Here is a 14,364-nt window from a genome sequence, read left to right on the forward strand (position 1 = left end):
CCTTTGTTCAACACTATGCCGCGATGCAGAATCGCGACTATTGTAAAAGGAATATGAACCATCACGCAATATTGCAACAGGTAGCTTGCCGCTTATTGTAATTTTATGTCCCAACCTGCGCCACGGTCTTTCTTGAAGATGCAGCGCCCTTATCATCCTGTCCTGGGATCAGGTGCCGGATTGAGTTGGCGTAGAATTGTAACAGCTCTGCCTGATCGGACATGGGGTGGTAGACGCCTTTTTCGACACTCAGGAAACCGCGCCCAACCAAATGGGCCAGAGCGACAGTGATCGCTTTGTTGGGATCTCCGTCGGGCAACTGGATATTTGCCGTAGGCATCCGCTCCATCAACCCAGAAAACGCTTCGGCCAGCTCCGACCGCGTCATCGCGCCGTGGCTCAGAAACAACCACGAGATCAATGGAACCGGCAACACCGGAACGATGGCACCGATCCGCCGGTTCAGAGAACGGGCCAGCGGGATCGTCAGATCGCCCTGCGTTTTTGCGCGCAATCCGTGCAGGGAAATCGGTGCGCCAAAGCTCACTGCGGCATGGCCGAACCGATGCTTGCGCCCAAGCGATCGCAACCACAACAACTTCAGCGATTTTGCCGCGATCACCCCGATCCGCGCCCGAAAGCGCCCGCCTTGTTTTGCGGCGGTGACCAGAACCCGGTCTTCAAGCACACGATCATAGTTCAGGGCAACTGGCACAAAGACCACATCGCGCCCCTCGGGATCGAAATCATTGATGATGTACCGCAGCAGGCCCAGTTTGGGGGGCATCAACGCGCCTGACAGGCTCAGGCGGCCCTCGGGAAACATGGCCTGTGTCACCCCTGCATCCGTCGCCAGCTTGACGTAGCGGGCCAACACCTTGCTATAAAGTGGGTCGGGGGTTTTGCGACGGATAAAATAGGCACCCATCGCGCGGATCAACCGACTCAGTGGCCAGACCTGCGCCCATTCGCCCACCGCATAAGACAGGGCTGAACGTTCCGCCGCCAGATAAGTGACAAGCACGTAATCCATATTGCTGCGATGGTTCATCACAAAAACAACCGTTGCGTCGGGCGCAATTGCCCTTAGGGCTGGCTCGTCATGATGAATCAGACGCACATTGTATAACGCATTGCTGAGCCCCCGCGCCGCGCGGATCGCAAATCCGAAATAGGCCGAGGCGGAAAAAGACGGGACAATTTCGCGCGCATATCGCCGGGCATCCTCAAAGGCCACGTTTTCCGGGATGCCTTTTGCATGGGCGTGATCGGCAATCGCCTGACTGACCTGCGGATCGTAGATCAGCCGCTGAATCATGTCATGGCGGCGGGCCAGTTTGAACGGCTGAATTGGGCGCTCCAGACTCTTGTTCAGCCGCTCCACCGCGCGCTCAAGGCGGCGGCGAAAGAACCAGCGCACCGAAGGAAACAGGAAATGCGAGGCAAAAGTGACCGCCGCGAACAGCAAAATCAGAATCAGCAGCCAAAGCGGCATTTCCACGGTGCGCATCATGGCGCCAAACTGTCACGATATGTAGGCGCCGACAATCGTATAGATGCCCGCATATGCCGCGACGCAGCGAATTGACAGGCTCTATAAATTGCGCTTTAGAGGGCAGCAGAGACAGATTATTGCCCGACCGATCCATGAGGCCGCGATGACACAGACCACGAAGGACCGCCCCTGGCTGATCCGCACCTATGCCGGACACTCCACCGCCAAAGCCAGCAATGCCTTGTATCGGGGCAATTTGGCCAAAGGCCAGACCGGCCTTTCCGTTGCCTTCGACCTGCCGACCCAGACCGGCTATGACAGTGACCACATCCTGTCGCGCGGCGAGGTCGGCAAGGTCGGCGTTCCGGTCTGCCATCTGGGTGATATGCGTGCCCTGTTCGACGATATTCCGCTGGAACAGATGAATACCTCGATGACGATCAACGCCACCGCACCCTGGCTGCTGGCGCTGTATATTGCGGTGGCCGAGGAACAGGGCGCCGACGTCTCGAAATTGCAGGGGACGGTACAGAATGACCTGATCAAGGAATATCTGTCGCGCGGCACTTATGTCTGCCCGCCAAAGCCGTCCCTCAAGATGATCGCGGATGTGGCCGAATATTGTTATCGGAATATTCCAAAATGGAATCCGATGAATGTGTGTTCCTATCATCTGCAAGAGGCCGGCGCGACGCCGGAACAGGAACTGGCCTTTGCTCTGGCGACGGCGGTCGCTGTGCTGGACGAATTGCGCCCACGCGTCGCAGCAGCGGATTTCCCGGTGCTTGTCGGGCGAATTTCGTTTTTTGTCAACGCCGGCATCCGCTTCGTCACCGAAATGTGTAAGATGCGCGCTTTTGTCGATCTCTGGGATGAAATCTGCGAAACCCGCTATGGTGTCAGCGACCCAAAATTCCGCCGCTTCCGTTATGGCGTGCAGGTCAATTCGCTGGGCCTGACCGAACAGCAGCCCGAAAACAACGTCTATCGCATCCTGATTGAGATGCTGGCGGTGACGCTGTCTAAAAAAGCGCGGGCGCGGGCGGTTCAATTGCCCGCTTGGAACGAAGCACTTGGCCTGCCACGACCCTGGGATCAGCAATGGTCGATGCGAATGCAGCAAATTCTCGCTTATGAAACCGATCTTCTGGAATATGATGATTTGTTTGAAAACAACCCCGCCGTCGACGCAAAGGTTGAAGCGCTAAAAACAGGCGCGCGGGCCGAATTGGCCAATCTCGACAGCATGGGTGGGGCAATTTCAGCGATCGAATACATGAAATCGCGGCTGGTGGAATCCAATTCTGACCGATTGGCGCGGATCGAGGCGGGCGAAACCGTCGTCGTCGGCGTCAACAAGTTTACCACCACCGAACCTTCGCCTTTGATGAGCGAGGATGGCGGCATTATGGTCGTGGACCCGGCCACCGAACAGGATCAGATCGACCGGCTGAGCGCTTGGCGCAACCAGCGCGACGAGGCGGCAGTGCGGGCCGCGCTGGCCGACCTGCGCGCGGCTGCGAAGGCCGGGCAAAATATTATGGAGCCCTCAATCGCTGCCGCCAAGGCCGGGGCCACCACTGGTGAATGGGCTGATCAGATGCGCGCCGTTCACGGCACCTATCGTGGGCCAACCGGCGTGTCGGGATCGATGTCGAACCGCACCGAAGGTCTGGATGAATTGCGCGATGCCGTAAACGCGGTCAGCGACCGATTGGGGCGGCGAATGAAACTGCTGATGGGCAAACCCGGACTTGATGGGCATTCCAATGGTGCAGAACAGATTGCCGTGCGCGCGCGCGATATTGGAATGGACATCGCCTATGAAGGCATTCGCCTGACCCCCGAAGAAATTGTCGACGCCGCAATAGACGAAAACGCACATGTTCTGGGGCTTTCCATCCTGTCAGGCAGCCACATTCCTTTGGTAAAAGAGGTGATGGAGCGAATGGCCGACGCGGACCTGGGCCATGTACCGGTGATTGTCGGTGGTATCATTCCCGAAGAAGACGCCAGACGGCTGAGAAAAATGGGGGTCGCAAAAATCTATACGCCCAAAGATTTCGAGCTGAATACCATCATGATGGATCTTGTTGCGCTGATCGATCAGAATCCAGTAGCGGCGCAATAACACCTTTACTCTCGTTTGGAAAAATTGCTAGTGATCCGCGCGCGCTTCTAATCCATGATGCGTGCATGACGCGATTCTGCCACCTTCCCAAATCAATAGGACTCTTATGACCTTAGATCTCACCGCAATGTCTCGCAAGGAATTGCTCCAATTGCAAATCGATGTGGAGAAAGCGTTAAAAGACGCTGAAAAGCGGGATCGGCGCGAAGCATTAAAAGCAGCCGAAAGTGCGGCCGCCGAATACGGCTATCCCCTAGAAGATCTCGTCGGTGGAAAAAAAGGCTCCAGCGCTCGCCCGAAAGCTGCCCCCAAATATCGGAACCCCGAAAAGCCAGAGCAGACCTGGACAGGCCGCGGTCGCAGGCCGCAATGGGTGCATGACGCCTTGGAAAAAGGCACCGCTTTGACTGATCTCGAAATCTGACAGGACCCTGCCCGATCTCGGGCAGGGTATATCGGGTTCTGCTTGGATGATGATCTGTAAAGCCCAGCCCAGAAATGGCGGGCAGGATGCAAATTATCGGCAAGGTTGCCCCCTGCCGAGCCTTTGCAGATCAGATCACCACGACATCCAGCGGCGGAAAGCCATTGAAACCGACCGTAGCATAGGTCGAGGTATAGGCCCCGCAATTGCGGATCAGGATGCGATCACCTGACCGCAAGCCCAACGGCAGCAATACAGGCCGCTTTTCATAGAGCACATCAGCGCTGTCACAGGACGGACCGGCCAAAATACACGGGCCGGTTTCCTCATGATCGCGGTCAGTTACAAACTGATAGCGGATTGCTTCATCCATGGTTTCGGCCAACCCCGAAAATTTGCCGATATCCAGATATACCCAGCGAAACAAATCACGCTCCGACTTCTTCGACACCAGCAGCACCTCGGCGGCGATCATTCCGGCCTCAGCGACCAAGCCGCGGCCGGGTTCGGCCATGATCTGAGGCACGTCGCCAAAGCGCTCGGTAATCAGGGCCAAGACACTGGCGGCATAGGCGGTCGGCGCCTCGATCTCTTCGCCGTAAAACGCCGGGAAACCGCCGCCGATGTTCAGCAGCGACAGGTCGTGACCAGCTGCCTGGGCCTCTGCCCAGATCTGAGAAATTTGATCCAGCGTGGCGATCCACATATCCGCGCGCCGGGTCTGGCTTCCGACATGGAATGAAAACCCGACCGGTTTTAATCCAAGCATCAAAGCCATATTCAGCAGCGTGATTGCCTTGTCGCGCGCGCAGCCGAATTTACGCGACAGCGGCCAGTCGGCCTGTGACGCATCGACGATCAAGCGGATATAGACCCGCGCGCCGGGCGCGTGGTTGGCGATTTTCTCCAGCTCTTCCTCGGCATCCGCAGCGAACAGGGTAATCCCGGCGTGATGGGCGAATTCGATATCGCTGGCTCGTTTCACCGTATTACCGAACGAGATGTGATCTGGCGCAGCACCAAGCGACAGACACAGTTCGATCTCGGCACGCGACGCTGCATCAAAGCCCGAGCCAAGATGCACCAGCTCTTCAATGATCTCGCGCTGCGGATTTGCCTTTACGGCATAATGTATATGCGCGCGGCCCAGCCCCGCCTTCAGCGCGTGATACTGGCGGGTCACTGCTTCAATATCCAGAACCAAAGTCGGGCGGTCAAACTGGGTGGTTTGCAGAAACGTGTCAAGGCGGGAGGTGCTCTGTGCAGCAGGCGCAATGCCACTAGCCACCGACAAATCGGTTACGTATGCGTTCATTGGTCATCTCCAAAAGACCCGGCCAGATATGGCCGCTTACTTCCATCAGAGACGTTACCGTCGCTACGTAACCATGGGATTTCGCCCTTGAGACAGAGGCGCGTGCGTTGGCGTCTTGTTAGCGCATTTGAGGCCAATCGCGATTCTGTTCAAGTGGGAATAGACCTCGGCGCGCATATATTCTTTCGCGCCTCAGCTTATGTTGCTTAAACACACTTTTGGCTTCGCGCCGCGCGCACCGGTTGTTTCGGCTCCACATGCCGCGCACCGCCAAAGACATTCTTCGTCGTCAGGATATTCCCGCCATCGGCATTGTCTGGTGGCCGGATTCGCAAGCAAGGCAACCACGATCAACGTGATCACGATGCCAATTAGGACCACCATTTAACACCCCACTACTGCCGATTCCTTTGTAATAAAACTGTACAGAGCAACGTCGCAAACCCAAATGCGCCGCCGAAATAGACTGGCGGCGCATCCATGTGAGGTTGGCAATTTTCAGCCCGCTTGCGGCAGGTCGGTATTCGTCGAACACTGGGTTGCTGCGTCCCCTCGCACCAAGTCATGTGGCTGCGAGAAATAGGCCAGCGACTCGGTAAGAGTGCGCAGCGCATATTCAGCGTAGGTCTCGTTTGGTCTGGTCTCGAAGGACATGGGGATGTGCCTTTTCCTGCTTGTGGTGTTTCGCTCGATGCTTTCCAGATGGGCCCGAGACGCGGTCAGCACATCCCCCATTATCGAAGACCCGCAATGCGGCCACTGCAAGGGAAGCGATGCCACCACCTTCCGGGCACCACCGGCGCAAAGCGGGCTTTGGGTTACACCATCCGGTCGACCATCATCCGCTTGATCTCGGCAATCGCCTTGGCCGGGTTTAACCCCTTGGGACAGGTCTTGGCACAGTTCATGATCGTGTGGCAACGATACAGCTTGAACGGGTCTTCCAGATCGTCCAGCCGCTCGCCGGTCGCTTCGTCCCGGCTGTCGATGATCCAGCGATAGGCGTGCAAAAGAGCGGCAGGACCAAGGTAGCGATCCGAGTTCCACCAATAGGACGGACACGCCGCTGAACAGGACGCGCACATCACGCATTCGTATAGCCCGTCCAGTTTCTTGCGATCCTCGATGGATTGCTTCCATTCCTTTGCGGGGCGGTTGGTCTTGGTTTCCAGCCACGGCATGATGCTGGCATGCTGGGCATAGAAATGCGTGAGGTCGGGGATCAGATCCCGCACCACCGGCATATGCGGCAGTGGATAGACGCGAATATCACCCTTCACCTCGTCCATGCCGTAGATACAGGCCAGCGTGTTGATCCCGTCGATATTCATCGCGCAGGATCCGCAAATGCCCTCGCGGCAGGACCGGCGGAAGGTCAAGGTCGGGTCGATCTCGTCCTTGATCTTGATCAATGCGTCCAAGACCATCGGGCCGCAATCGTCCAGATCGATGAAATAAGTATCAACGCGCGGGTTTTCTCCATCATCCGGCGTCCAGCGGTAGATACTGAACTTGCGCAGATTTTTGGCACCTTCGGGTTTGGGCCAGGTTTTGCCCGTGCGCATCTTGGAGTTCTTGGGCAGGGTCAATTGGACCATGTTATTGCCTCCTGAAAGAATTGGATGTCGGGCATGCCCATGCTGGATACGCGCGCATCTTCCTAAAAGGTCCGCGCGCGGGGCGCGATCTTGTCTGGGTCGATGCCGCCTTCGGATTCGGGGGTCAGTGGCTCGGTTATGACCGGACGAAAGGACAGGCCGACCGAGTTGCCCTGAACCCGGGCAATGGTATGCACGCGCCAGTTTTCGTCGTCGCGGTCAGCGTAATCTTCACGGGCATGCGCGCCGCGGCTTTCCTTACGCGCTTCGGCACCATGAATTGTGGCCAATGCGTTGGGCATGAGGTTGGTCAGTTCCAGCGTTTCCATCAGATCGCTGTTCCAGATCAGGCTACGGTCGGTCACGTGCAGATCGTCCGTCTTGTCAGCGACCGCGGTCATCCGCTGCACGCCATCGGCGAGGGTCTCCGCCGTACGGAAGACAGCGGCATCGGCCTGCATGGCACGTTGCATTTCAAGGCGCAGTTCCGCCGTGGGTGTGCCGCCATTCGCATGGCGCAGACGGTCGAAGCGATCAAAGGCTGCATCAATCGAAGCCTGATTGGGTTCCGGGTTCGGAGCCTCGTGATCCACCACCTGCCCGGCCCGTATTGCTGCCGCCCGGCCAAACACCACAAGATCGATCAACGAGTTTGAGCCCAGACGGTTGGCCCCGTGCACCGAAGCACAGCCCGCCTCGCCCACGGCCATCAGGCCCGGAACCACGGCATTAGGATCTTCCGGGGTCGGGTTCAGCGCCTCGCCCCAATAGTTGGTTGGTATACCGCCCATATTGTAATGTACTGTCGGCAAGACCGGGATCGGTTCCTTGGTCACGTCCACACCGGCAAAGACCCGAGCGCTTTCCGAGATCCCCGGCAGGCGTTCGTGCAACGCCTCGGGCGGCAGATGCGACAGGTTCAGGTGAATATGGTCGCCCTTACGGCCCACACCGCGCCCTTCACGAATTTCCATCGTCATCGAACGGCTGACATAGTCGCGCGGTGCAAGATCCTTGTATTGTGGCGCATAGCGCTCCATGAACCGCTCGCCCTCGGAATTGGTCAGATAGCCACCCTCGCCGCGTGCGCCCTCGGTGATCAGACAGCCAGCGCCATAAATACCGGTCGGGTGGAATTGGACGAACTCCATATCCTGAAGCGGCAGCCCAGCGCGCACGGCCATGCCGCCACCGTCGCCGGTACAGGTGTGGGCCGAGGTACAGGAGAAATAGGCGCGGCCATATCCGCCGGTTGCCAGCACCACCATCTTGGCGCTGAACACGTGCATGGTGCCGTCGTCCAGTTTCCAACATACAACGCCCTGACAATGCCCGTCCTCGGACATGATCAGGTCGATGGCGAAATACTCGACGTAGAATTCCGCGCGTTGCTTCAAGCTTTGGCCGTAAAGCGTGTGCAGAATGGCGTGGCCGGTGCGGTCGGCAGCGGCGCAGGTGCGCTGCACCGGGGGGCCGTCACCAAATTCAGTGGTATGCCCGCCAAAGGGCCGCTGGTAGATCTTGCCTTGCTCGGTACGCGAGAACGGCACACCGTAATGTTCCAACTCGTAAACCGCCTTAGGCGCTTCCCGGGCGAGATATTCCATCGCGTCGGTATCGCCCAGCCAGTCACTGCCCTTGACCGTGTCATACATATGCCACTGCCAGTTGTCGGGGCCCATGTTCGACAGCGACGCGGCAATGCCGCCTTGCGCAGCCACCGTGTGGCTGCGGGTCGGGAACACCTTGGTCACGCAGGCGGTGCGCAGACCCTGTTCCGCCATGCCCAGCGTTGCGCGCAACCCCGCGCCACCGGCACCGACCACCACCACGTCATACTCATGGGTCTCGTATTCGTAAGCTGCCATTCGTTCAGTTCCTCAAAGCGCGATTTTAGCCAGGGCAAACAGCCCGGTCGCGATCAGCGCATAGCTGAACGCCGCTACCGACATGATAAGCACCTTGCGGGTGATACCATCGGAGTAATCCTCGATCATGGTTTGTGCGCCTTTGCGGAAATGTATCATCCCCACCACCAGAACCAATGCCGTCACAACAGCAGGAAACGGGCGGCTGAAAATGTCCAGAACTTCCGCATGGGTTTTGCCCAGCGAGCTGCCAAAGACGTACAGAAAGGCCGGCACGACCAACGCCAGCCCGAACGCGCTGATCTGCATGTGCCAGTGGTGTGCTGTGCCGGAACCTGCGGCCCCGCGGCCTTCGGCTCGTTTACGGTCGGTCAGAAAACGCATGGCTCGCTCCTTCAGATGACAATGATCGTCACGATGGTCAGAACCACCGATCCGACAATGACGGCCCAGCCCAGCTTTTCAGCGGTCGGAATATCCAATCCGCGCCCCGTATCCCAGTACAGATGCCGAAGCCCCGCCAGATAGTGATACCATACACCCCAAAGCGACAGGATCAGCGCGATATGGCCTATAAAGCTGGTCAGGATGCCATCGGCGCGTGCAAATGCTTCTGGCGAGGTCGCTGCCGCCAGCAGCCACCAGACAAACAGGACTGCGCTGATCGCCAGGGCGTTGCCGGTAATCCGAGTCAGGATCGAGGTAATCGACGTCAACTGCAGCCGATAATACGGCCCCAGCATAAACGGCGATAACGGGCGCTCGATCTTTTTTCCGTCGGACATGGGAGGCTCCTTTCCGATAGGGTTAGTCATGTGTGTAACGTTTTTTGCGACAGTGTCACATAGAAAGGCCGCATTAATGGCGCGATAGAATAGCGCGGGATGCCGGGTTCATCAGAAAGATTCTGTGCTTGATTGAATCTCGCGGCCACTAGCCGCACCATGTCCCAAAGCTTGTCATGTAAGATTGCACATCCTAGACCTTCTGGAAAAAATGACGATTTCCCTCTTTCGGGACAGGTGTTCGGGGCGGCCCGAAAGTAGCAATTCGGGAGAATATCGTGCGCACAACCCTTGATCGCATCCGCCACGCCATCCTCTTTGAGGTCATCGGCCTGATATTGTTCACGCTGGCCGGTACATGGGTTTTCAGCACCCCCATGAGCAACATGGGCGTGATCGCGATTTTCGGCGCGACGCTCGCGATGCTGTGGAACTATCTTTACAATCTGGCATTCGATCATGTGTTGCTGAGGTTCCGTGGACAACTGGACAAGACAGTGGCCATGCGCGCGTTGCATGCAATCCTGTTCGAGATCGGTCTGATGATCCTGATGCTGCCGTTCATCATGTGGTATCTCGGCATTGGTCTGGTCGATGCCTTGATCATGGATATGGGATACGCCCTGTTCTTCATGTGCTACGCTTTTGTGTTCAATTGGGGATATGATATCGTCTTTCCGATTCCGGCGCTGCGCAACAAGGATCAAAGCGGCATCAAGGCCCAATAATCCAGATCAAGCAGCACGTCGGGCAGGTATTTGCCGTCATCCCCACGCAATTGAAACGGAGCGCCCCCTTTCGTCGCCACCAGCCGCAGGCGGATCGCCCCGACGCCAGGGGCCGTGGTTTCGGCCTTGTCCAGCACTTCGGACCACGCGCGCACGGTGTCGCCCGCGAAACAGGGGTTGGCATGGGCTCCGCCATTCAGCGCAATGATCATCTGAGCGTTCGCCAAACCGTTGAACGACAGCGCGCGCGCCATTGAAATCACGTGCCCTCCATAGATCAGCCGCTTGCCATCGTCGCGATTGGTCGCGTCGAAATGGACCTTGGCGGTGTTCTGCCATAGGCGCGTTGCCAGCATATGCTCGGCTTCTTCGATGGTGACACCATCGACGTGATCAATCTGCTCGCCGACCTCGTAATCGCCCCAGCGATGCGGCTCGCCCGCCAAGGCGAAGTCATAGTCAGTGAAATCCAACCCCTCGGGGATTACCAGCCGATTGGCGGGGACTGTATTGCGCAGTTCGGGCAGCACGGTTTCCGGTGCCGGCAGATCATGGTCATTTTTGCGCACCATCACCCAGCGGACATATTCCAGAACCGCCTCGTCATGTTGGTTCAGTCCGGTGGTGCGCACCCAGACCACGCCGGATTTCCCGTTCGAGTTCTGCTTGATCCCGATCACTTCGGAGACCGAGCGCAGAGTATCGCCGGGCCAGACCGGACGCAGCCAGCGCCCCTCGGCATAGCCAAGATTGGCCAGCGCGTTCAGCGAAATATCCGGCACCGTCTTGCCAAACACCACATGGAACGCAGCCAGATCGTCGAGCGGGCTGGCAGGCAAACCACAGGCCTGGGCGAAAGCATCGGATGAGGCCAGCGCATGGCGTGCGGGATAAAGCGCATGGTATAGCGCGCGCTCGCCCCCCGAAACGGTGCGCGGAACCGCGTGGGTGATCACATCGCCCAGCGCGTAATCCTCGAAAAAGCGGCCCGGATTGGTTTTTGCCATCATTGCTGCCCCAGCTTCATGTCCGGACTGTAATCGCCTGATATTTCCTTCGTCACAGCCTGACCGCAGCGCATCACACCGTGCTGCGCATCGAACGCATAGGTCGGATCACCGTACAGGCTCCAGCCCTTACTCAGCGCCTCGCTGACCTTATGACAAAAGGCAGAATCATCTTCGGCAGTCAAAAATCGGTATAGTTTCATGCTCTCATCCAAACGGGTAATAGCCCAACAATGTATGCACCCACGCAATCAGGCCATAAACCACCAGGGTGGCGATAATGGCAATGATCTCCTTGCGCATTGGTACGGGGGCGGGGCGCGACCAGGGTTGCGAGCGGTTGATGATGATTACCTCGGCCACGGCCCAAGCCAAAAGCCCGCCGAACAGCACCAGTGACGGCGCATCACCGTTTACCAGAAGATGCGCCACCGCCCATGTCTTGACCCCGGTCAGCATGGGGTGGCGAATGGTACGCGCCAGACGGGTCTTCATGCCGCTGACCGCAAATAGATAGACCGCCAACAGCATTAGCAGATCGGCGATGCCTACGGTCGCCGGATGGCGGCCCCAGAACACCGTGCCGACGTCGGCACTGCGATAACCGACCACCATGAGCACGATACCGCCCAGTGCCAGCAGGGCGACCAGCCCCTTGCCCGCATCGCCCATTGCGGCGCGCTGCTGCGGCAGCACGCGTTTGAAGAGATGGGCGCCGCTCCACAGCAGCAAACCAAGGATCAGATAAATCATGACGTGCGCTCCGCTTGTCGGGCTTCGATTGCCGCGGCTTTCGCCAGTGTTTTAAGGGCGGTCGCCACATGAAGGTTTTCGACGATCTGGCCATCAACCACCGCAAGCCCCTGCCCCCGCTTTTGCGCCTCTTCAAAGGCGGCGATCTGTCGGCGGGCCAGATCGATCTCCCCCGAACTGGGCGCAAAGATCCGGTTGGCCACCTCGACCTGGGCGGGATGGATCAGCGTCTTGCCGTCAAACCCCATGTCGCGCCCCTGCGCACATTCTGTGGCCAGCCCGTCGGTATCCCGGTACGAGTTGTAAACCCCATCAACGATAATCCGCCCTTCGGACTTGGCCGCCAATAGGCACAGATCCAGCGCCGTGCGCAACGGTCTGCGGTCGGGGCGAAAGCGGGCGTTCATTTCACTGGTCAGATCATTGGTCCCCATCACCAGTCCCGCAACCTTTGGGTGCGCCGCAATGGCAGAGGCGTTCAGCATGCCGCGTGGTGTTTCCATCATGGCCCAGATCGGCAATTCGCCGGTGATTGCGGCCAATTCGTCGATTTTCTCGGGGCTGTCGACCTTGGGCAGAAGGATGGCATCGGTTTCCATGTCTCGCACTGCCTCGGCATCGGCCCGGCCCCATTCAGTGTCCAGCCCGTTGACCCGCACAATACGCATGCGCGGCCCGTACCCTCCCCGCGCCAAGGCGGCTTTCAGCGTTTTGCGCGCGTCCGGCTTCACGTCGGGGGCAACAGCATCCTCGAAATCGAATATCACCGCATCAACCGGCAGCTCGCGCGCCTTTTCCAGCGCGCGCTCATTTGAGGCGGGCATGTAGAGTACCGAACGATAAAGACGGGTGCGATAATCCATGGGACCCCCCTGTTGATACAATCTTGCGCTACGAAAGGCCATTTCTTGCAAGAAAGTTCAAGCACAAAAACGCCGCGACGCAGCGTGGATCTGCGCCATCCCTCTGAAACATCCTGCCAGATCCAGCGATTCGTCACGTATCCGGGGCCGGTTGATGATACAGTTGAGTTTCGTAAAACGGCCCCATCGGCTGGTTTTGCGCGCGCGCCCCGCAAGGCAAATGAACGGCGCTCGGCGTTGGCTGGACAGTTGGATAAAGCGGTTTTCTGCCGCCAGCCCCATTGCGTCCCGGCCCGAATTCTAGCACCGATCTCACCGGCACAGACTTGCATGCGGTCCGTTTAGACTCTACGCATCAAGACATTATCATCGGATCGGAGAGATATCCAATGGCCAGACCCAAGATCGCACTTATTGGCGCAGGGCAGATCGGCGGCACGCTTGCTCACCTCGCCGCCATGAAAGAACTGGGCGATGTCGTCTTGTTCGACATTGCCGAAGGCACGCCCGAAGGCAAGGCGCTCGATATCGCGGAAAGCGGCCCGGTCGAAGGTTTCGACGCGGCGCTGAAGGGCACGCAATCCTATAGCGACATCGCCGGGGCCGATGTTTGCATCGTCACCGCAGGCGTTCCGCGCAAGCCGGGAATGAGCCGCGACGACCTGCTGGGTATCAACCTCAAGGTCATGAAATCCGTCGGCGAGGGTATCCGCGACCATGCGCCCGATGCCTTCGTGATCTGCATCACCAACCCGCTCGATGCGATGGTCTGGGCGTTGCGCGAATATTCTGGCCTGCCCCACGAAAAGGTCTGCGGCATGGCTGGCGTGCTGGATTCCGCCCGTTTCCGGCATTTCCTCAGCCTGGAATTTGGCGTATCGATGCGCGATGTCAGCGCCTTTGTCCTTGGCGGCCACGGCGATACGATGGTGCCTCTGGTGCGTTACTCGACCGTCGCGGGCATTCCGCTGCCCGACCTGATCAAGATGGGCTGGACCACGCAGGAGAAGCTGGACGCGATCGTACAACGCACCCGCGATGGCGGTGCCGAGATCGTCGGGCTTCTGAAGACCGGCAGCGCCTTTTATGCACCCGCCACATCCGCCATCGAAATGGCCGAAGCCTATCTGAAAGATCAGAAAAGGGTTCTGCCCTGCGCCGCCTATGTGGATGGCGCACTGGGACTCGATGGCATGTATGTCGGGGTGCCAACGGTAATCGGGGCCGGCGGGGTCGAGCGGATCATCGACATCAAGATGACCAAGGATGAACAAGCGATGTTCGACGGTTCGGTCAATGCAGTCCAAGGCCTGCTTGACGCCTGCAAGGGCATCGATTCCTCGCTGCAATGATTGTTGCGCGGTAACAAACGCAGAAGGCACGCCGTGGTTGGCGTG

14 protein-coding genes are annotated in these 14,364 nt (G+C 58.4%); 4 read left to right on the top strand and 10 right to left on the bottom strand.

Translation table 11 applies throughout. The features are described from left to right. Positions 1-103: 103 nt before the first annotated feature. Complete coding sequence (locus JAO82_RS02255; RefSeq protein WP_198684697.1) at positions 104-1,513, bottom strand: 1-acyl-sn-glycerol-3-phosphate acyltransferase; 1,410 nt, start codon at positions 1,511-1,513, stop codon at positions 104-106. Between the two features lie 145 nt (positions 1,514-1,658). Between JAO82_RS02255 and JAO82_RS02260 the strand changes: the two genes are divergently transcribed. Next, on the top strand, positions 1,659-3,626 hold the full coding sequence (locus JAO82_RS02260; protein WP_198684698.1) for a methylmalonyl-CoA mutase family protein: 1,968 nt from the start codon (positions 1,659-1,661) through the stop codon (positions 3,624-3,626). Positions 3,627-3,732: 106 nt separating this feature from the next. Continuing rightward, a complete protein-coding gene (locus tag JAO82_RS02265; protein WP_198684699.1) occupies positions 3,733-4,050 on the top strand; it encodes an H-NS histone family protein in 318 nt (105 codons plus the stop codon). Between the two features lie 130 nt (positions 4,051-4,180). Here the strand turns inward: JAO82_RS02265 and JAO82_RS02270 are convergent, their stop codons facing one another. The 5 genes from JAO82_RS02270 to sdhC all read right to left on the bottom strand — a co-directional run bounded on the left by JAO82_RS02270 (position 4,181) and on the right by sdhC (position 9,616). Next, positions 4,181-5,365: a type III PLP-dependent enzyme gene (locus JAO82_RS02270; protein WP_198684700.1), complete on the bottom strand. Its 1,185-nt coding sequence runs from the start codon at positions 5,363-5,365 to the stop codon at positions 4,181-4,183. A gap of 818 nt (positions 5,366-6,183) precedes the next feature. Beyond that, positions 6,184-6,963 carry a succinate dehydrogenase iron-sulfur subunit gene (locus JAO82_RS02275; RefSeq protein WP_198684701.1) on the bottom strand — a complete coding sequence of 260 codons (780 nt, stop codon included), beginning with the start codon at positions 6,961-6,963 and terminating at the stop codon, positions 6,184-6,186. Positions 6,964-7,025: 62 nt separating this feature from the next. Further along, the gene (gene sdhA, locus JAO82_RS02280; RefSeq protein ID WP_198684702.1) at positions 7,026-8,831 is read right to left on the bottom strand and encodes a succinate dehydrogenase flavoprotein subunit; all 1,806 of its coding nucleotides are present in this window, start codon (positions 8,829-8,831) and stop codon (positions 7,026-7,028) included. Between the two features lie 12 nt (positions 8,832-8,843). Further along, the gene (gene sdhD, locus JAO82_RS02285) at positions 8,844-9,215 is read right to left on the bottom strand and encodes a succinate dehydrogenase, hydrophobic membrane anchor protein (RefSeq protein ID WP_198684703.1); all 372 of its coding nucleotides are present in this window, start codon (positions 9,213-9,215) and stop codon (positions 8,844-8,846) included. A gap of 11 nt (positions 9,216-9,226) precedes the next feature. After that, positions 9,227-9,616 (bottom strand): succinate dehydrogenase, cytochrome b556 subunit, encoded by a 390-nt coding sequence (gene sdhC / locus JAO82_RS02290; RefSeq protein WP_198684704.1) that lies wholly within the window; start codon positions 9,614-9,616, stop codon positions 9,227-9,229. A 278-nt stretch (positions 9,617-9,894) separates the two neighbouring features. Here sdhC and JAO82_RS02295 point away from each other — a divergent pair, with 278 nt between their 5' ends. Further along, entirely contained in the window at positions 9,895-10,344 is a 450-nt protein-coding gene (locus JAO82_RS02295; protein ID WP_198684705.1) for a PACE efflux transporter, read from the top strand. Here JAO82_RS02295 and JAO82_RS02300 read toward each other — a convergent pair. The 4 genes from JAO82_RS02300 to JAO82_RS02315 are packed head-to-tail and all read right to left on the bottom strand — an operon-like array spanning position 10,320 to position 12,967. Then, entirely contained in the window at positions 10,320-11,351 is a 1,032-nt protein-coding gene (locus tag JAO82_RS02300; RefSeq protein WP_198684812.1) for a MaoC family dehydratase, read from the bottom strand. The genes JAO82_RS02295 and JAO82_RS02300 overlap by 25 nt on opposite strands. Further along, positions 11,351-11,554, bottom strand: a complete 204-nt coding sequence (locus tag JAO82_RS02305) for a DUF1737 domain-containing protein (protein ID WP_198684706.1) — start codon at positions 11,552-11,554, stop codon at positions 11,351-11,353. Before JAO82_RS02305 ends, JAO82_RS02300 begins: the two co-directional genes overlap by 1 nt. Positions 11,555-11,558: 4 nt before the next feature. Beyond that, positions 11,559-12,104: an NnrU family protein gene (locus JAO82_RS02310; protein WP_198684707.1), complete on the bottom strand. Its 546-nt coding sequence runs from the start codon at positions 12,102-12,104 to the stop codon at positions 11,559-11,561. Further along, positions 12,101-12,967 carry an HpcH/HpaI aldolase/citrate lyase family protein gene (locus JAO82_RS02315; RefSeq protein WP_198684708.1) on the bottom strand — a complete coding sequence of 289 codons (867 nt, stop codon included), beginning with the start codon at positions 12,965-12,967 and terminating at the stop codon, positions 12,101-12,103. Before JAO82_RS02315 ends, JAO82_RS02310 begins: the two co-directional genes overlap by 4 nt. A 389-nt stretch (positions 12,968-13,356) precedes the next feature. Between JAO82_RS02315 and mdh the strand changes: the two genes are divergently transcribed. Next, entirely contained in the window at positions 13,357-14,319 is a 963-nt protein-coding gene (mdh, locus tag JAO82_RS02320; protein ID WP_198684709.1) for a malate dehydrogenase, read from the top strand. Positions 14,320-14,364 lie beyond the last annotated feature (45 nt).

The sequence above is a fragment of the Pontibaca salina genome (assembly GCF_016307205.1).
In the GTDB taxonomy this organism is placed as follows: domain Bacteria; phylum Pseudomonadota; class Alphaproteobacteria; order Rhodobacterales; family Rhodobacteraceae; genus Pontibaca; species Pontibaca salina.